The organism is Bdellovibrionales bacterium (assembly GCA_018266295.1).
In the GTDB taxonomy this organism is placed as follows: domain Bacteria; phylum Bdellovibrionota; class Bdellovibrionia; order Bdellovibrionales; family Bdellovibrionaceae; genus JACMRP01.
Genome location: JAFEAQ010000008.1, coordinates 50,730 through 69,331, shown reverse-complemented (window position 1 = coordinate 69,331; position 18,602 = coordinate 50,730). Strand labels below are relative to the sequence as shown.

Genomic DNA, 18,602 nt, shown 5'->3' with positions numbered 1-18,602 from the left:
CGAACTCGTCGACGGTTGAAAAGCGGAAAAGGCCCCAAAAAGGAGAAGAGGATATGAACTCATTCAGAATGCGCTACTACTATATGGCCCCGTTGTTGGTTCTCGCGATGGTCGCATGTGCAAAACGCGATAATAACTTTGCGAAAAAAGCCGGCGAAGCAAAAGCAGCCCAACAAAAAGCCGGACAGCCAACACCGACCCCTTCTCCGACTGGAAAAGATACCGCTGATACATCCGTGACAACAAATCCCGATGGCACTAAAAAGACTGAAGAAAAAGATAAGTCATCAGCAGTTGCAAATGCTTATAAAGGTGATCTTGAGCAAACCTACGCGGACTCTTGCGAAAACAAGCTCGCTATGGAAGTAAATAAAGATGATAAAGAAGAAGAAATTCAACTTAAAGATATCATCACGAAAGAAAAAGGCTCTTACGTTCTTAAATCCACAGACCTCTTTGCTGAGCGTACAGACAAAGATTCTAAGATTTTAAATCAAATGGTTTTGGCAGGTTCTTCGTTTGATTTGCCTAAAGACTTTAAAGACACGGCTCAAGGCCAAGCTGTCATGGTGAACTGCCACACCATCAATTTGGCAGACGATTCGTCACAAACAATGATTGGTGAATTGGTTGTTCCTTATGAAATCAGCACAGTTGACGGTGCGATCAAAGTTCTTCGTTTCGATAAAGTGGAGCTGAAAAATAAAAACCAAAGCACGGCTTTGACAGTGTTGAAAGCCAAAGAAGGTAACTTGACGAATCTCGTTGAGAAAGAAGCTGAGGGCCGAAAAGTTTTGCTTCTTAAGCACTCAGATTCTTCTGACATCACGATCCGTATTCAAAAGTCTATCAAAGACGAGAAAACAGGATCTGTGATGAAAAAGACCTTCTCTGCAACTTACAGCCTTAAAAAGTAATCCTCTGCCTTACACCTTATTCGACGGTGACCGACTTCGCGAGATTGCGAGGTTGGTCGACGTCGTAACCTAAGCTGTTTGCCAGGTGAAACGCCATCAATTGCAAAGGAATTGCTTCCAAGAGCGGATTGATCGTCCAGTGAGCCTTCGGCAAAGACAGGTAATACTGACTGATCGCCTTCAGCTTCTCATTATCCCCGGTTCCGATCGCAATAATTTTACCGCCACGAGCGCGGGCTTCTTCCAAATTACTGATAGATTTCTCATAAAGCTCATCGCTTGGTGCGAGCATCACAATCGCCATGTCTTCATCGATCAAAGCCAAAGGACCGTGCTTCATTTCGCCGGCGGCATAACCTTCGGCGTGCATGTAAGCGAGCTCTTTAAGTTTCAAAGCCCCTTCCATCGCAATCGGGAAGCTCACGCCACGACCGAGGTATAAGAAACCACGGAACGCGCGGAGTTTATGAGCAGCTTCATCGAAGTACTTGTCGTAAGAAAGAACGACTTCCATCTGGCTTGGAGCGCCCAACAAAGCCTGAACGAATTCTTTTTCTTGTTTATCATTGATCGCGCCACGCACGCGACCGAGAGCCACTGCGAAGCAGTTAAGAACCGCGAGCGTGCTCGTAAAGGCCTTCGTGCTGGCGACGCCGATTTCAGGGCCGGAGTTCATGTACAAGTGGCCATGAGCTTCGCGATCGATTGTCGAACTGCGCACGTTGCAGATACTCAATGTGGTCGCACCCTTTTCTTTAGCAAGACGAATCGCCGCCAATGTGTCGGCCGTTTCGCCACTTTGAGAAATCGTCATCACCAAAGACTTTGGTGGAATGACCGGATTGCGATAACGGAACTCACTCGCGATATCGATTTCAACCGGCACTTGCGCGATGTTTTCGATCAAGTATTTACCCACGTTGCCGGCGTAGCTGCTAGTCCCGCAGGCGATAATGAAAATACGCTCAATGCCTTTTAGTACATCCTGCGTTTTTGCCCAGTCTTGCTGGCTATCAAGTTCGTCGAGCTTGTTCACTGCCGCGCCGAAGCCGACGTTTTTCAATTTGATCGTGAAGTTTTCAGGATTCAGATGCGGCTCCATCGCAGCAGCCACCGCACGCGGCTGCTCATAGATCTCTTTTAGCATGAAGTGAGAGAAACCCTGCTTCTCAACCATTTGTGGATCCCAGTTCAGCTCCACAACTTTTTTCTGAATGGGCTCTCCCTTTGCCGAGAAGATTTTCACGTCTGTGCCGTCAATGACAGCGACTTCGCGATCATCAAGATACATGAACTTACGAGTGTACTGAAGGAGGGCCTGCACGTCGCTGGCCACGAAGTTTTCCTTCGCACCAAGACCGACCACGAGGGGCGGTCCATCTTTGAAAGCCACGAGTTGGTTTGGATTCTTTTCCCACAGCGCCACAATCGAGAAAGCACCGCGGATTTTACCAAGGATTCTTTGAACGGCTTTAAAGAGATCTTTGGTCTGCTCAATCTCCCGCGCAATCAAATGTGCGACAAGTTCGGAGTCTGTGTCCGAAGTGATCTTTGCACCACTTGCCAAAAGCTCTTCGCGGATCTCAACGTAGTTTTCGATAATACCGTTGTGAACAAGGCTAATGCCACCGACTTGATGTGGATGGGCATTACGCTCGGTCGGAGCGCCATGAGTCGCCCAACGAGTGTGGCCGATTCCGATGTGACCATCGAACTTCTCAGTCGCGAGTTTGTCTTCAAGGGCTTTCAATTTCCCAGAAGCACGCACGCGCTTGGTTTTACCTTCATCAAGGATTGCCAAACCGGCAGAGTCATAACCACGATATTCTAATTTTTTAAGGCCGGAAATAATAACATCTTTTGGGTTTTGCGGACCCAAGTAACCAACGATTCCACACATAGTTTATCCCTGCTCTTGTTCTTTATTTGGTTGAGGAGCTTCAGCGCCCGGCGCCTTCGGAGTGTAATTTTCTTTAATGATCTGCTTACCACGAGCCACGGCCAAAGCTTTCGCCGGCACGCTCTTTGTGATGGTCGAGCCAGAACCAATCACCACATCATCGCCAATTTCGATGGGAGCAACAAACTGAGTGTCACTACCAACAAAGACGCGGTTCCCGATTTTCGTTTTGTATTTCTTTTTATCCGCAGCGTAGTTGCAAGTGATGGTGCCACAACCGATGTTCACATCTTCGCCAACTTCTGCATCACCGAGGTAAGTTAAATGTCCTGCTTTGGACTTCTTACCGAACTTCACTTTCTTCATTTCCACGAAGTTACCCACGTGAGCTTCTTCGCCGATAGTGGTCTCTGGGCGAAGACGCGCGTAAGGCCCCACAGAAGCACGGCTATGAACCACAGCCTGTTCAAGATAGCTGCCCGCACGCACTTGCACACTGTCACCGACGTCTGAGTCCGACATGAACACATTCGGCTCAATCACCGTGAATGAACCAATGCGAGTCGCTCCACGCAAGACCACGTTTGGATAAATCACAGAGCCCGCGCCAATGCTGACAGACTCTTCAATGTAAGTGGCATTTGGATCAATCATCAAAACGCCTTCTTCCATCAAGCGCTTTGCTTTTCGCTTGAACAGCAATTTCGTTGCATGCGCCAATTCGATTTGATCGTTCACGCCCACGGCCACTTTTGGCGACGCTTTGATCGCCATCACTTTGCAATCGTCTTCGATGCATAAAGAAATCAAATCCGTGATGTAGTACTCTTGCTTTGAATTATGATTTTTAATTTGTGGCAAATACTCAGCCAAGATCTTTGCTTTTGCGATGTAGATGCCTGTGTTGATCTCGCGGATTTTCAAAGTATCGGCAGAAGCATCTTTGGCTTCAACGATGGCTTTCAAATCCCCTTTGTGGCGAATGATACGGCCAAACACACCCGGTTTCTTGACAACAGAAGTGACCACTGCGAGGTCGCAGCCTTCATCGCGGAACATTTTAACAAACTTCATGATGTCTTCGGCCTCGATCAAAGGATGGTCGCCATTCATGATCACAACATCGCCTTCGATATCATCGACCTTCGCAGATTTCACTGCATCGGCCGTGCCTAACTGATTTTCTTGAACGAAGCAGTTCACACCCATGGGTTCAACCACAGAACGCACGAGGTTTTGTCCATGGCCCACGATCACACGCAGGTCTGTGGCACCGGCCTTTTTAGAAGCCTGGATGACCTTTTCGATCATGGGACGACCTGCCACTGGATGAAGGACCTTTGGAAGTGGGGACTTCATACGTGTGCCTTTACCCGCCGCCAAAATAATCATCGCCAACTTGTTGGGTTCTATAGCTTCTTTTTTGTCATTCTTTGCCATGAAGTTTCTGTCCTTTTCAAGCTTCTAAAAATCAGGCTTAATTATCATATGCAAGCAAAAATTTTTCACCAAACTTCTTGGGCTCGAAGCTCCCGCGGCACTCCCATAGAATTGTATAAAAAAACACACAACAGTGATGGAAAAGCCACACCGAAAAATCCGGCTCCCATCCTCTTCATTGGCGGCGTTCACGGTGATGAGCCCGAAGGCGTGCGCCTTGCTCAGGAATTCCTGAAATGGTTGCAGAAAACAGAAGAGACCTCACCGGAGCAGATTCTGCACTCCTGGCTGCTTGTTCCCTGCATTAATGTCGATGGTTTCCTCCGCAATGTGCGCACCAACGACAACGGCGTGGATCTCAACCGCAACTTTCCTTCGTCGGACTGGAGTCCCAACGCCAAAGGCCCGCGTTACTTCCCTGGCGCTAAAGCTGGTAGCGAGCCCGAGGTCCAGGCCCTCGTACAGCTGATCGATAGTGAAAAACCAAAACTGATTGTTCACTTCCACTCCTGGGAGCCTTGCGTTGTTTATACAGGAGCGCCCGGTAAGGAAGCTTCAACGATTATTGCCGGAAAAACCGGCTACGAAGTCCGCGAGGACATTGGCTATCCAACTCCCGGCAGCCTTGGTCAATATGGCTGGCTGGATCGAAAAATTCCCGTGATCTGTATCGAAGAACAAGAGAGAATTCATTTGGATCAAGTGTGGCCTCATTTCGAACCCGGCCTCACTCAACTCATGACATCTGATTTTTCAGTGTAAGGCTCCATGACCTCGATCAAGTGCATCGCTTTTGATTTGGACGATACTCTGGTAGACACCAGCCAGTTGCTCGTCCCCTTAGCGGCACGCCATGCCTGCGAAGCCATGATTAATAACGGCGTCCAAGGCGATATCGATACTTGTTTAGCTTGGCGCGCGAGCAAAGCCGCCGAGCTCACTCATCAGGAAATCTTCCAAGCGTTTATTGATAAATACGGCAGCACCACCCCGAATGTGGCTCTGCAAGCGGCTTTGAAGGCTTTCTACAATCCGGAAGTTCCCGAGCGCCTGCCCCTGATGGAGGGCGCCGAGGAAAATCTGCGCCAGCTTTCGCAAAAGTACACGTTGTTTTTGGTCACCTCCGGCGAACCTGTCGCTCAAGAGCGCAAGATTCAAGCCGCCGGGATTGAGCGCTTCTTCAAGAAGATCTATCTTGTGAATAACTTCAAAAAAGAAGAAAAAAAGGGCGCCTTTCTCGATATTCTGAAAACAGAAAATATTCAGCCTGAAGAACTGCTCAGCATTGGCAACCGTCTGTCACAAGAGATCCGTCACGCCAAACTCTGCGGAGCCAAAACCTGCTATTTCTGCCACGGCGAGCACGTCGGCGAGCAGCCCGCTCAGCGCGAAGATTACCCGGATTTTACCATCTACAAGCATAGCGAATTTATGCGCGCCTGCGGCCTGTAGCCCCGTCCAAAGCTTTGACAGCTTGGTATCTTCTTCATAGTCCCAAGCCAGCTCTGGAACTCCGCGGTCCGAGCCGGTAAAGTCGCCTTTTCATTCCCATTTTTGAGGTGATTTCATGACTGTTTTTAAAAAGCTCTTTATCGGTGCGTGCGTGGCAATGATTGGCAGTTCGGCCCTCGCGCAAGAATGCTCTATTCTGGCGAGTTCCCGCTTCAAAGACGAACTTCGTGAAACAATCCGCAGCGAACTCGCCTCTCAAGGCGTCAAGGTTCTCTTCGCCAATGAAGCGGGCGTCAATGATTATCCGACTCCATTTGAGGAAGTTCCGGAATATATCAATGAACGCGAGAATTTTAACTATCTCTTAGTGATGAAGGGCCAAGAGCTGCCAAAAGTTTTCCTTGGCGAGCTTTACACCAGTGGCTCTACAGGTTTCTACAACCAAACCACAATCACAGAATTTACTTTCGGTATCGCGAAAATCCAAGGCTGCCGTTACAAGCAAACGGGCGAAGGTGCTTGCCAAGCCGTTCTTGCTTCGAAGGGCCTTGTCTATGAGCGCGTGACAGCCCACTCGACTCGTGACTTGATTGTTGCCGGTGGCGAACTCAAAAATCTCGATCGCGAAAAAGTCCCGATGGAAGCCATCCGTGCGTATTTGCGCTCGATCGCGCCACAGCTCTGCAGATAGCGCTAGACGTTCATCTAGCGGGTTTTTCTCGCGGGTCTTTGTTGGACGGCGCGTATGAAATGGCATAAAATCCATTCATGCGCGCAATGAAAACCAGTTTTTTGCTGATTGGGCCGTGGGAAGAACGACTTGTCGACCTCGGCGCCCAAATCCTGCCCGACCTTTCACAGGCTCTCCTGTGGAGTAAGGACGCGCTCTGCGACGTGGTAGCTTTGTCTATCACGTCGATCCTCGAAAAGAAATTCGGCCAATTCTATCATCAAGTTCTGGATCATAACCCGGCGGCTCAGTGGATTGCGGTGGTTCCCAAAGACTTCGCGCCTGAGCAACTCGCCGATATTCACGAGCTTTATCCACTCTTCCGTGTGATTTCTTCTTATCAAGAAACTGACATCGAAGCGCACTTCTTTAGCGCCCTTGAAGAGGTCAATCGCCAGAAGCAAGATAAGAATCTCGAAAAGCTGATCCGCGAACAAAAAGAAAAGCTGGTTCGCCTGCAGGCCGAGCTTGAAGAGCGTGTTGAAAAGCGTACGAAGTTCCTGACCGAAGCCCGCCGTAAGCTTTATCAAACAAATGTGCGCATTGAGGGATTGAAGAATGCCCTGATGGCCGTGCATAAAGCGGGCTCGCTGGTTGAAATCGAAAAATTTCTGAATGAGGCCATGGCTTCAACCGTTCAGACTTCTTGGATTCGGATTTTCTTTGCGCCTCAAGATAATTTGTTCTCGGAGCAAGTTGAAACGAAGTTGAATTTTACTCAGCAGCGCGTGCCACTCTTCCGTCAGCACGACCGTATCGGCAGTATTTTCTTTATGCGCGCTCCGGACCGCCCGTTTTTACGTGATGAAGTGGACTTTCTCAATCGCGTGGCTGAGGCCGTATCCCTGGCGTTAGGACGTATTCAGAAGCTCGAAGAATCTGAAGAAATCAAAACGCAATGGGAAACCACCTTTAACGCCGTTTCGGATCCGGTCGCGATCATTGATAGTAATTACGACATCATTCAGGCAAACTCCGCAATCACCAATCAGCGCGCTTCGGGAAGTGTCATTGCGAAGAAGTGCTATGAAGTTCTCTATGGACGTACAAGCCCTTGCGAACGCTGCCAGCGCGGTAAGAACTTCCGTCTCGATCATGACAGCGGCAAAGCGACAAAATCTTTTGAAGTCTATAGCCAAAGTCTGTCGCTCGAACCGCAAAAGCCGCCGGTGTTTGTAAATATCTATCACGACATCACTCAACGCCTGTTGATGGAAAAGCAGCTGCTTGAAACAGCGAAGCTTGCCGAGCTTGGTACGATCGGCAGCAGTATTGCGCACGAACTCAACAATCCTTTGGGGGGAATTCTCTCTTTCACGCAGCTGATAAAAATGGACCTGCCAAAAGATCATCCGATGTACCCAGACATCGTCGAGATGGAAGCCGGCGCTCTTCGTTGCAAAGATATTATTCAAAACTTGTTAGGTTTCACACGAAATCCAAACGTCGATGAGATTACAGATCTTGATCTGCGTGACGTGATTAAGCGTGCTTACAAAATCATGGAGCTACAGATCAAGTCGCAAGCTATCGAAGTGACTTTGAATTTGCCGGACGGAGTTTGCGCAGCCCGTGGGCATTTAAATTTGCTGTCACAAGCGATCAAAAATATTTTACAGATGGCCGTCGATTCCATCCAAGTGCGTGCGAAAAAATCCACTGCGGACTTTAAAGGACAGTTGGATTTGAGTCTGCAGCTGACGACGGATAAGTATGTTATTTCGGTTAAAAATAACGGAATTAATTATGAAAAAGAGAGTGCCGGTCTTGGCATTCCGGTGGCCTCGCAGATCGTCGAGGACCATGGTGGTAAGTTGGAAATTTCTTCCTCGACTAACTTCGAGACTCTGGCAAAAATTTCCTTCCCTCGTCCAGTTTTGAGGTCCTGAAACACAGCTCCCATGCGGATTTTTTGACAGTCCTGTCAGAAATCATCTACTCTAAGAATGTAACGAGAACCCACCAAGGAAGGAAGGTTCATGCGCACTCATCGCGTGCTTATTCTGGATGATGAATCAAGCTTACGTACTGCTCTCTTTAGGGTGTTAGACAGAAAAGGACTTAATGTCATCACCGCAAACCGCATCGAAGAAGCAAAACTTCTCTGCCAAGGTGATACGGCTATTGATCTCGCTATCGTCGATTTGAATCTTCCCGACGGTGACGGCATCGAATTCATGTCGTTCCTGAAATCTCTGTATCCTGCCATTGAAGTCGTGATCCTGACTGGTCATGCAACTATCGAGGCCGCAGTTCGCGCCACTCAAAAAGGCGCGTTTCATTTTGTCACCAAGCCTTTCAACTTGGATGAGCTCATCAGTCTGGTTGATAAAGCTTTGGCGCACAAACACTTGCAGCAAGAAAACCAGCAGCTACGCAGTGAACTCAATCGCAAATATAAATTTGACCAAATCATCGGCACCAGCGAGCAAATCCAAGGTGTTCTTCGCCTGGTTGAGCGGGTCGCTGATTCTGATTCAACCGTGCTTGTGCATGGTGAAACAGGCACTGGTAAAGAGTTGATCGCTCGCGCGATTCACTACAATTCCCCGCGCGCGACAGGTCCGTTTATTCCTATTAACTGTGGCGCGATTCCCGGCGAATTGCTTGAGAGTGAACTCTTTGGCCACGTAAAAGGTGCTTTCACCGGCGCCATCGCCAATCGTGTGGGCCGTTTTGAAATGGCTGACGGAGGAACCATTTTCCTCGACGAGATCGGCGATATGGACCCGACTCTGCAAGTGAAACTCCTCCGCGCCCTTCAAGAAAAAAGCTTTGAACCCGTTGGCAGCACAAAAACCGTTCAAGTGAATGTCCGCGTGATTGCTGCAACCAACGTGAACCTCGAGGAAGCCGTTGAGACCGGAAAGTTCCGCGAAGACTTGTACTACCGCCTCAACGTGATTCCTATTACCATCCCGGCTCTTCGTGAACGTAAGAGTGATATTCCGTTGTTACTGAAACACTTCATGGATACTTTCGGCAAAAACAAAGGCCGTGGCCTGACTGGTTTTTCGGAAGAAGCCCTCGATTGTCTTGTCCATTATCCATGGCCAGGCAATATCCGCGAGTTAGAAAATCTCATGGAGCGCATGACGATTCTAAAGGGCCAAGGCCAATTAGAAGTGGTCGACCTTCCGCTCAAATACAAAGCCGGCAAAGCGATCGCTCAGGAAGTCGGCGTTGTCGATATCCCGGAAGCCGGTTTGGATTTCAATACAGCCGTTGATACCTACGAAAATGCTCTGATCTTAAGAGCACTTGAAAAAACCGGCTGGAATCGCAATCAAGCCGCGATGTTGCTGAAGCTCAATCGCACAACCCTGGTAGAGAAGATCAAGAAAAAGGGTCTTCGCCCGCCGGATGGAACGATCGAAGTTTAGTTTGAGCGCGTATATTGCTCTGAAATGGACCCACATCTTTGACGAGATGTGGGGTTTTTTATTTTGCGCATGTTCTTCGCGTAATGTGCGTCTTCGCTCGCCCAGTCGCGGATTGCTCGACGGCCATCCGTCCGTGAGAACGGGACCAGACGACCATCGTGGTCGTCTGGGAATGAAGACGGAAGACAAGTACTTGAAGTGTAAGCGTTGCAGATACGACTCGAAGGGTCCCAGTGTATGGGAACCTGACGGCCCGGATGGCCGTCAGGAAGCGGGGTTCGGGGCGGAAGCCCCGATTGCAGGATGCAGGAGGAAATGCGGAGCCACCACCAACCAGAAAATAAAAAAAGGGCCCGGATTTCTCCAGACCCTTTCATTTAAAAATTTCAATCAATACTATCGGCAGTTGTCAGAGCTTGCGCCCAAGATGCCGTTCTGAGGGAACAACATATAGTCGACGCCTGAAACGCCTTTGGCAATTTGAAGCGTTGTAGTTCCTTGAGGCGAGCTGATTACATACTGCGTAGCTTGGACCACTTTTTCTCCGGCAATGGCAGATGCGCGCTTCAAGTCCGCACCTCTCACTGAGTCTACCGTATAAGGTAAAACCTCTCCGTCGACGATCATTGTCGCTTGTGAGCCGTCTACACGAAACTCCGTTGTATAGACTTGCCCTTCACGTCCCACACTGCAAACTTTCACATCCTGAGTAAGCGCAAATGCAGACGATGTACTGAGCAACAAAGCCAGGGAAACAACCATGTTCTTCATAATGCCTCCGAACTAAAAAAATTAAAAAGTCGATATCTGGTAAAGCAATCCGCGGACCAATCGGGACGGCACTGGAGGGCGATTTAAAACGACCTGAAGATCCCCAAACCCCTGAAAAGCCGCCGTAAAAAGGCCCCTGTCAAAGGCTTAAACACCGAAAGACCTCCAAAATTTTCAAGGTCATTGTGGAGGTGTCCCGGGGATGATAGATTGCATTTTCAAATTTCAACAGGTTAATAACAACCAATTAAAAAGGATCGTAAAGATGAAATCTATCCTGATGTTAGCAGTATTGGCGTCCGCTCCTGCAATGGCTTTGACTATCGGTGACGGCCGTACTGAACCTTCTGTTCGTTACCTTTCTTGGTGCGATGGCAACAGCGTTATTTCTGAAGATGCTCAAGGCCAACTGTACGTAAAAGCGGTTTGCAAACAGCAAACTGAAGAGTGCCGTTTGACTGAAAGACCTTTCGGTCAAGGTTCTACTATCTCTGCAACTTGCGTTCTTAAGAAGTAATTCGACGCTGGCAAAGGGGCTGTGTTTCACAGCTCCTTTTGCAGTTCCTTCCGAAGATCTCCTTCGAAGTAATTAATGAACCAGCCAAAATAGTTCTCCTGAGGGCGGCGGTTTTCTGCCGGAAATTCCGCACGGGCCCGGGATAAGTAATACGCCCGAGTGTATTCTCCTCCTAAATTATAGAGCGACGCCACGATCCCCGCATTTTTCGAAATATCGACACAAGCCACATCTAAGTAAACCTGGCGAGCCACCAGCGCATAAGCTGCAAGGTAGTGCAGAATTTTCTGCGGAGTTAAGACCACATCCAAAGACTTTTTGATATCGCCAAAAACAATCGGCTCCTGATGGCCAACGCGAACAACCACGTCATTCAAAGACCACAGCAAAACGGGGTTGAACTGAGCAATACCGCATGTTCCCGCTTTTTTGACCTTCACTAACAGAGGATTTCCGACCTCGTCGGCATTGTAGAAAACAGCGCATTGCCACTTCCAGTAATTGCTGATCGAAGAGCGCATACACGCCTGCACTTCGGGCTTTTCACCGAGCTTACGAATATCGCCGCCAATGCGATCGAGATCGCTCTTTAAGAAGTTAGAGACTGAGTCCTGAAGAGCCGCATCGATGAACCCATTAAAGACTTTTTCACCCAAGATCGGAGCTAAGACTTGTAACGGATCGACTCCGTAGATTTTTGCCACGCGATTAATCTCTGATAAAAGGCCTTTGGCGCGTAAAGCAGAAAGAACTCCGGGAATTTTCTTACGGGCATATTGAACCACTTGGCGGGTGCTTTCTTCGTCTTGAGCATTTCTCAAAACTGTGTGGTCAAAAACAGCAACGCGGCCAATTGTGAAGGCCGGCAGCTCAGGGATATTTGGTAAGGTATTCCCAGGCTTTAAGGTGATGAGATTCTGGCGGCAATCGCGAGATTTCAACTGGAGATAGGGATTCTCCGATGCCATCGCTATGTTACCAAAAACCAAATAGAGACAAGGGAACAAGAGAAGCTTTTTCATGACTTTCATTCAGAGCAGAAATTATGCCGCGTCTAAATGAAGAAGAGGGCTTCCCTGTCCCTCTCCGTGTAGAAATCATTTACATGTTACTTAATCCTGGCACTGATACGTCAGCTCGATACGTGTGCCCTCAACCAGGGATTTCGCAAACTTCAAGAGCTTCTTGTCTGTTTTGAAATTTGAAATCAGTTGGCCATTAACCTTTACTTTTAGAGATCCTGCTACCGGATCACATTGCAAAGTAACTTGGTTGAGTGAGTTGACGATTTTATCTTTAAAAGTATTTAAGTTCGCACTGTAATCAGCATCACAGATACTTCCGACACCACCATCGGTGAGACTCGACATCACAGAGTAAACATATCCAGGATGACTTGGTGATGTATCAATATCTTGTTCCGCCTCACAAGCCTTGTCGTTCGGCTTCACAATAATAGAGTTAAATGTAAAGCGAAGACCCGCACCGAACGACGCTTGTGCACGCGCCACAAGATTGAGTGGCATGTCTTCATTCTCAAGCGGCTGGTAAGAACCTGCGGCATCCTTTGCTTTTACTTTCGATGGGTCACCACCCACAGAGCGTTCGTCTTCATCCGAGATCGCAATCACAGAAACTGCAGCACCCGGTCGATAGCACGGCCCCAAATTTTGGAAGCTCACATAAGCAGATTTAATCGCCCGTTCATCACCGGAGTCCCCGCCACCAATAGTGATGGAATTGATCGTCGAGGTGAAGATCGTATTCAGATCGCCGCCGCCTCTCTTCAATACATAAGAAGGAGTTCCCGAAGCGGGAGAATAGTTTTTCCAAGGTAAGTGAGTCCCGAACATTGAAGCTCGAGTCGTCGCCACACACATCTGCCAATCAATTTGACTTGCCTCGAGGAAGGTCACGAAGCTTTCCATCCGTGCAGAAAGTTTTTTCAACTCCGGCAACATGGAATTGGAGTCATCGAGGACAAGGAGGAAGTCTACTTGCTTATTTCCGGCCGCCACGACTTCCGTCGAGTTCACGACCTTATTAGGAACATCGACGCTGGAAGCGTCTTGTCCTTGATCGACAGGTAAGAATCGTGTCTGGGCACAAGAGACCGCCACCAGAGGGGTTAATAAACAGGCCAAAAGTCTTTGAGGATTTAGGTATTGTGTTTTCATACCTGTCTCTTCGTCAGATCCAGGAAAAACTTTCGGAAAAAAGACAAACGGCCAGCAAAATCGGGATGTTTATTTAATAAGCATCCGAATTTCACTCTGTTTTGTACAAAAAATAAGCACAACTAGACCCGCCATTATGGAGGTCTAAGAAAGTGTCAAAGACTTTAGTCTAGCTACTTTTTATTCCCGGCCATCATGCAAAGAAACTCAAACATGACATCCACGCCGATGAGGGAAGTAATACCGCAGTGATCAAACGGCGGAGAAATCTCGACCACGTCCCCACCGACAAGATTCGGAATTTTCAAAGCACGCAAAATGCGTTGGGCTTCGTAGCTTGTCATTCCACCTGGAACCGGAGTCCCCGTCCCTGGAGCGTAAGCTGGATCCAGGCAATCCACGTCAAAGCTAATATAAGTTGGGGTGTCGTCGCAAACCGGAAGTTGGTTTACGAACTCATTGATTGGCAGCTCGCGGATATCATCCATTGTGAAAACACGGATGCCATTGTTGTTCACGAAATTCAAATCATCACCGCCCGCAAGAGGCCCACGGATACCGATCTGAATCATCTTACGAGGATCTACAAGGCCTTCTTCCACTGCGTGACGGGCGAAAGCTCCGTGATGATACTCGCAGCCCCAAGCCGCTGGATAAGTATCTAAATGTGCATCGAAGTGAATAAACTGAAGCGGTCTGCCGTAATGCTTGCGAAGCGCCCGCAAAACCGGAAGTGTTGTTGAGTGATCTCCACCGCACGCGATGAATTTTTTATTTTTCGAAAGAACGCCACTGACAAACTTTTCGATGTTTGCGTAGGTTTGACCTTGATCAATAGGAACTGTCGAGCAATCGCCGATATCGGCCACTTTTAATTTTTCAATCCAATTGAGTTCGCGGCTCATATGAAAGCCACGGCCGAGGCTCGACATCTCACGCACTTCGGTCGGCGCAAAGCGTGGGCCTGGGCGATAAGAAACGCCGCCATCGTAAGGAATACCGAAGATACCTACTTCGTAGTCCGCATCGACAGGCACATGGGGCAATCTGAAAAAAGTTTTAATACCTGAAAAACGCGGAAACTCACGGCCACTGAGCGGTTTATATTCCATGATGAAACTCCCCTTTTTAGCACTCCGGCTAGGTCCTGATTATCTGATAAAAAGCATTTGGAAACAATGGCTTTATACTCTAGGATCTCGCTCTATGAAGACTATGACGGACCACAAAAAACTTCTGAAATGGTACCAGGAAAACAAACGTGATTTGCCTTGGCGTCGCAGCAAAGATGCCTATCGCATTTGGATCTCGGAAGTGATGCTGCAACAAACCACTGTTGTTGCCGTGATTCCTTATTACGAGAAGTTTTTAAAGCGCTTCCCCACAGTCGAAGCTCTGGCTAAAGCTCCTGAATCGGACGTGCTTGAAGCGTGGGCCGGTCTTGGGTATTACTCGCGCGCGCGCAATCTTCATAAAGCGGCCAAAGCCATTGCGGAAAATGGCTTTCCAAAAACGGCGGCCGGTCTTTTGGAGCTGCCAGGATTTGGTCCCTACACGTCGCGTGCAGTTGCAAGTATTGCTTACGATGAAGCCGTCGGCGTTCTTGATGGCAATGTGATTCGCGTACTGTCACGTAAGTATGGCAAGAAACTCGAGTGGTGGAATTCTGCCGCTCGCGATGAGTTGCAAAAAATGTCAGATGCTTTGGCTGAAGCCGGTTCACCGGCAGACATCAATCAGGCACTGATGGAATTAGGTGCCACAGTTTGCACTCCTCAAAAAGTCAGCTGCTTGTTGTGCCCGTGGAGTTCTGATTGTGTCGCTCGTGAAAAAAATCTGGTAGAAAAATTGCCTCTGAAAAAACCGCGTAAAGAAAGCGAAGTTTGGGTATGGCAGCCGGAAGTCCATATTCGAAAAAATAAATCTTCACTTCAGGTGGCTTTGGTCCAAAACAATTATGCTCCTTTCTTAAAAGGTCAGTGGATTTTCCCGGGGAAAGTCCTGACTCAGGAAGAAAAGCCAAAAAACTTTGATGTTAAACACTTTATCACTCATCATGATATTTACATTCAGATTAAAAAGGATTCGCGCACTCCGAAAGTTTCCAAAGAAACTCAGTGGGTGGAGCTCGGAAATCTGAAACAAGTGAATCCTTCGAGCTTATTGACAAAAGTTTTAAAAAAAGTGGAGACCTTGTGAGATTTTTCTTTTTGACTGGATTGTGCATGGCCCTTCTCGCCTGCCAATCCAAAACCAAAAAGCCAGAACTTCCGGCGGAAGTTGATTACCTACGAAGCAAAGATGCCAGCGTGGTATTATCACAAGGTTATAATCGTTCGGCTGTCTTTTCTCCCGATGGAGAAAAAATTTACTACGTCAGCCAAAATCGCAAAGGCCACAAGAACACTCAGATTCATGAATACGATCTGACGATGCAACGGGATCGCCGCATTACTTTCCAAGACGGCGAAGTGCTCAGCGTGTTTCCGCTAGAAAAAGATCAGATCCTCTATTCATCAACGACGGATGAAATCAAAGAGCAACCTTTTGCAGTCGATGCGGATCCTCGTTATCCGAAGGCTGAAATCTATCACAGCGATCCCTATGGGAACGACATTGGCCGTTTAACGAACTCTCCGGGGTTTGATGGCGAGATGCTGTATGTCCCTGCAAAAAAACAAATGCTCTTCACCTCAACTCGTCAGGAAACTCCGGGCCTCTATTGGCTAGACCTTGATACAGATAAGGTGATTATTTTCCAGTTCGACCGAGCTCGCCCGCAACGAAGCGCTTCGCTGGCTCCGGACGGCAAGACTTTGTACTGGGTCGAAGAAGATCTCGTCGATAAGACTCAGAACATTGTGACGAGCACGGTGTGGGGCAAGAACCGCGCGGTGGTTCGTAATCTGAAGGGCGTTATTCACAGTGTGGTGATGAATAAGAAAAACGAGCTCGTGTATAGCTGGACCCCTGAGGGGGCGGAATACAGCCAGATTGATTTGTACGAAGAAGCGAAGCTCTGCACCCAGACCCTTTTGAAAAACAAACTCAACTTTTCTGAAATGCAGTTTTCAGTGAAAAATCCGAATCTTATGCTTTTCCGCGTGGCGGGGGCTGATAAGAGTCAGGTGTATCGCTGGGATTTGCCGGTGGATCTTGGCCCTTGCAATGAGCAAGCGCCGCAAGATACACTGAAAAAGTGAAATACCCAATCATCAGTCTTCTCTTTTTGATGGCGAAAGTAGCGGTGGCGGCACCTCATCCTGCGACCAGCACTTCTGTATTAACCAATCCACAGCAAGGTCTATACTTCCAGAGTCAGGGATTTAATCTGCGCACTTTGGGCACGGATTGGCTACCGACTCCGCAAAATAAGGACTCGATGTTTGAGGCTGTGCGCTTCACTCCGAAGGGCTCGATCGAATCAACAGCCTCTCTATCAGTTCGTACTGACACATTGTCGAAGCAGGGCACTTTAGAAAACTACGCAAAAAAATGGATGCGCGATTACCCAAGCTACGGCTTTGAAGTTTTAGGCGCAAAATCTTTCGCCGTCTCTGGCAGCCCGGGCCTCGTCGTCGACATGGTTCAAAGAAGCAAGAGCAAGCAAATCCGCCAAGTGATTTTGCAACGTGGTCAGCACGTCGCGATCCTCACCTGCTTGGACAACCAAACGAGCTTCCAAAAAACCCTCACCAGCTGCAACCAGCTCGTGAAGAATTTTGAGTGGAATAAGAAATAGGTGCCAGGCCCTGTTTCCGGACGCAGCGCTAAATCCTAAAACTCGGTCTCTCCGTCCGAAAGTTGCCCTTCTTGCAATCTCAAATCCAAAATAGAAATCACCGACATCGGCGCACAAAATGCAAAAAGCGAAACTGGGCTTTCCAATTTCGCTTTTTGGGCAGAGGTCTCCTCGTTACCTAGGAGGTCCCATGCAGAATCTAACTACAAAGCATAGTAAGGTTCGTCGTTTTTTGAATATAGCTCAACGGCTCTTAAGGCTGGTTCTTTTGGCTATTGAGATCATTGAACGTTTGCTAAAACTTTTCCGGTAATTTTAGGCTCCAGCGTGTACACGCCTAAGAGGGGCGTTGAACCCCCGAGGAGAAATCGGCCAGGGACGGATTGGAGAGCCCCCTTCAGTGCCATGCTTTTTAGCATTTCACCGAACGCACAAAGTGTCTCACTCTGAAATAATTCCAATAACTTAGGCGCCAATTTTGGTCCTCGATTCGGGTCCTTGACAGTTCTATTTGTCTTAAACTATCACTCATTTGCATCTGGCACTGCACGATTCTTGAAATACCTATTTGCAAGTGAGGTCGTTATGAAAAACACAGCTTTAGTTATCACAATCTTGGCAACTCTGATCGGCACTGCAAGTGTATCATTTGGAGACACTAAAACTTGTGCTCAAAACCTCACTGTGAAAAGCGGTCTTTCGAAGTTGCCTGCTTTGAAGAGCTACTATGTTGTATCTGAATTCAAAGGACCAGTTGGTCACTTGGACAATGATCAGCGCCAACCTCTCGATAGAATCAAGAATCCAGAATACAACGGTATTGGAGCGATTGACACGAAACTTGGTCGTGGCTCTGCGTGGTTAGGAAATGAATGCCTTGTTTGGACTGCAAAGCATGTTCTTGGCAGAAATCAGAAAGTACTCGGTCAAAAAGTGACTTTCAACGTTGGTCAAAGTCAAACTCCCGGCAAAGATTTTGAATATTCAATTGAGGGTGAGGTTGTTGCTTCTGGTAACCCTGATGCTAATCGTGCCGACAATGGCGCAGAGGATTGGGCACTTATTAAGCTCAAAAAATCTTTCAATGATAAGTTAGAAAAAGGTATTAGCCAAAGAATCCCAAAAATCACAACTGCCCAATATAGTGTTGAAGACGCACAAACTTGCAAAACTCTTGAAGTAGCAGGCTACCCAGGTGAAAAATCAGTAAAAAATCTCTGGTGGCAAGGCAACTGTTCTTTAGATACATCTATGAGTGGACTTACAGCATTCAATGTTAGTTGTCCTGTAACACCAGGCAACTCTGGCGGTCCTCTGCTTTGCAGAGAAGCTGATGGTTCGTTAAGAGCAATCGGCGTAATGAATCAGCAAGTTGCTTCGGCGACAAGAGGCTTAGCAGTAAATTTCACAGCTGACTGGGCAAACGCAAAGGCTGCCTACCAAAAGTATAAAGACACTTGTAACTAGACCCTAGGACCGACTTAATCTCAAATTGAGACAACCGATTTATTCCGTTCACCTCTCAACTATTTACCCTTAAATGCCGATCTAATAGTTAATTAACTAATTGATT

General features: G+C 47.9%; 17 protein-coding genes. 11 read left to right on the top strand and 6 right to left on the bottom strand.

Features of this window, described 5'->3' with window-relative positions:
* Window positions 1-53: 53 nt before the first annotated feature.
* The gene (locus JSU04_06290) at window positions 54-917 is read left to right on the top strand and encodes a hypothetical protein (protein ID MBS1969896.1); all 864 of its coding nucleotides are present in this window, start codon (window positions 54-56) and stop codon (window positions 915-917) included.
* Window positions 918-933: 16 nt separating this feature from the next.
* Here the strand turns inward: JSU04_06290 and glmS are convergent, their stop codons facing one another.
* Both glmS and glmU read right to left on the bottom strand, forming a co-directional pair.
* A complete protein-coding gene (gene glmS, locus JSU04_06285; protein MBS1969895.1) occupies window positions 934-2,817 on the bottom strand; it encodes a glutamine--fructose-6-phosphate transaminase (isomerizing) in 1,884 nt (627 codons plus the stop codon).
* A 3-nt stretch (window positions 2,818-2,820) separates the two neighbouring features.
* Window positions 2,821-4,257, bottom strand: coding sequence for a bifunctional UDP-N-acetylglucosamine diphosphorylase/glucosamine-1-phosphate N-acetyltransferase GlmU (gene glmU, locus JSU04_06280; GenBank protein ID MBS1969894.1), 1,437 nt, complete (start codon window positions 4,255-4,257; stop codon window positions 2,821-2,823).
* 48 nt (window positions 4,258-4,305) lie between these two features.
* Between glmU and JSU04_06275 the strand changes: the two genes are divergently transcribed.
* From JSU04_06275 to JSU04_06255, 5 genes are all read left to right on the top strand, one after another.
* Window positions 4,306-5,019 (top strand): DUF2817 domain-containing protein, encoded by a 714-nt coding sequence (locus JSU04_06275; protein MBS1969893.1) that lies wholly within the window; start codon window positions 4,306-4,308, stop codon window positions 5,017-5,019.
* A 6-nt stretch (window positions 5,020-5,025) separates the two neighbouring features.
* Window positions 5,026-5,709 (top strand): HAD hydrolase-like protein, encoded by a 684-nt coding sequence (locus JSU04_06270; GenBank protein MBS1969892.1) that lies wholly within the window; start codon window positions 5,026-5,028, stop codon window positions 5,707-5,709.
* Window positions 5,710-5,824: 115 nt separating this feature from the next.
* The gene (locus JSU04_06265) at window positions 5,825-6,400 is read left to right on the top strand and encodes a hypothetical protein (GenBank protein MBS1969891.1); all 576 of its coding nucleotides are present in this window, start codon (window positions 5,825-5,827) and stop codon (window positions 6,398-6,400) included.
* A gap of 86 nt (window positions 6,401-6,486) precedes the next feature.
* Window positions 6,487-8,328 carry a HAMP domain-containing histidine kinase gene (locus tag JSU04_06260; GenBank protein MBS1969890.1) on the top strand — a complete coding sequence of 614 codons (1,842 nt, stop codon included), beginning with the start codon at window positions 6,487-6,489 and terminating at the stop codon, window positions 8,326-8,328.
* A 90-nt stretch (window positions 8,329-8,418) separates the two neighbouring features.
* Window positions 8,419-9,822, top strand: a complete 1,404-nt coding sequence (locus JSU04_06255) for a sigma-54-dependent Fis family transcriptional regulator (GenBank protein MBS1969889.1) — start codon at window positions 8,419-8,421, stop codon at window positions 9,820-9,822.
* 396 nt (window positions 9,823-10,218) lie between these two features.
* Here the strand turns inward: JSU04_06255 and JSU04_06250 are convergent, their stop codons facing one another.
* On the bottom strand, window positions 10,219-10,593 hold the full coding sequence (locus tag JSU04_06250) for a hypothetical protein (GenBank protein ID MBS1969888.1): 375 nt from the start codon (window positions 10,591-10,593) through the stop codon (window positions 10,219-10,221).
* 265 nt (window positions 10,594-10,858) lie between these two features.
* Here JSU04_06250 and JSU04_06245 point away from each other — a divergent pair, with 265 nt between their 5' ends.
* Window positions 10,859-11,110: a hypothetical protein gene (locus tag JSU04_06245; GenBank protein ID MBS1969887.1), complete on the top strand. Its 252-nt coding sequence runs from the start codon at window positions 10,859-10,861 to the stop codon at window positions 11,108-11,110.
* Window positions 11,111-11,136: 26 nt separating this feature from the next.
* Here the strand turns inward: JSU04_06245 and JSU04_06240 are convergent, their stop codons facing one another.
* The 3 genes from JSU04_06240 to speB all read right to left on the bottom strand — a co-directional run bounded on the left by JSU04_06240 (window position 11,137) and on the right by speB (window position 14,399).
* Window positions 11,137-12,132: a DUF1402 family protein gene (locus JSU04_06240; GenBank protein MBS1969886.1), complete on the bottom strand. Its 996-nt coding sequence runs from the start codon at window positions 12,130-12,132 to the stop codon at window positions 11,137-11,139.
* A 90-nt stretch (window positions 12,133-12,222) separates the two neighbouring features.
* Window positions 12,223-13,287: a hypothetical protein gene (locus tag JSU04_06235; GenBank protein MBS1969885.1), complete on the bottom strand. Its 1,065-nt coding sequence runs from the start codon at window positions 13,285-13,287 to the stop codon at window positions 12,223-12,225.
* A gap of 173 nt (window positions 13,288-13,460) precedes the next feature.
* Complete coding sequence (speB, locus tag JSU04_06230) at window positions 13,461-14,399, bottom strand: agmatinase (protein ID MBS1969884.1); 939 nt, start codon at window positions 14,397-14,399, stop codon at window positions 13,461-13,463.
* Window positions 14,400-14,493: 94 nt separating this feature from the next.
* On the opposite strand from speB, the gene JSU04_06225 reads away from it, so the two are divergent.
* From JSU04_06225 to JSU04_06210, 4 genes are all read left to right on the top strand, one after another.
* Window positions 14,494-15,486, top strand: coding sequence for an A/G-specific adenine glycosylase (locus JSU04_06225; GenBank protein ID MBS1969883.1), 993 nt, complete (start codon window positions 14,494-14,496; stop codon window positions 15,484-15,486).
* Window positions 15,483-16,490 (top strand): PD40 domain-containing protein, encoded by a 1,008-nt coding sequence (locus JSU04_06220; protein ID MBS1969882.1) that lies wholly within the window; start codon window positions 15,483-15,485, stop codon window positions 16,488-16,490. Before JSU04_06225 ends, JSU04_06220 begins: the two co-directional genes overlap by 4 nt.
* The gene (locus tag JSU04_06215; GenBank protein ID MBS1969881.1) at window positions 16,487-17,029 is read left to right on the top strand and encodes a hypothetical protein; all 543 of its coding nucleotides are present in this window, start codon (window positions 16,487-16,489) and stop codon (window positions 17,027-17,029) included. The genes JSU04_06220 and JSU04_06215 overlap by 4 nt, the downstream gene beginning before the upstream one ends.
* 585 nt (window positions 17,030-17,614) lie before the next feature.
* Window positions 17,615-18,496: a trypsin-like serine protease gene (locus tag JSU04_06210; protein ID MBS1969880.1), complete on the top strand. Its 882-nt coding sequence runs from the start codon at window positions 17,615-17,617 to the stop codon at window positions 18,494-18,496.
* Window positions 18,497-18,602 lie beyond the last annotated feature (106 nt).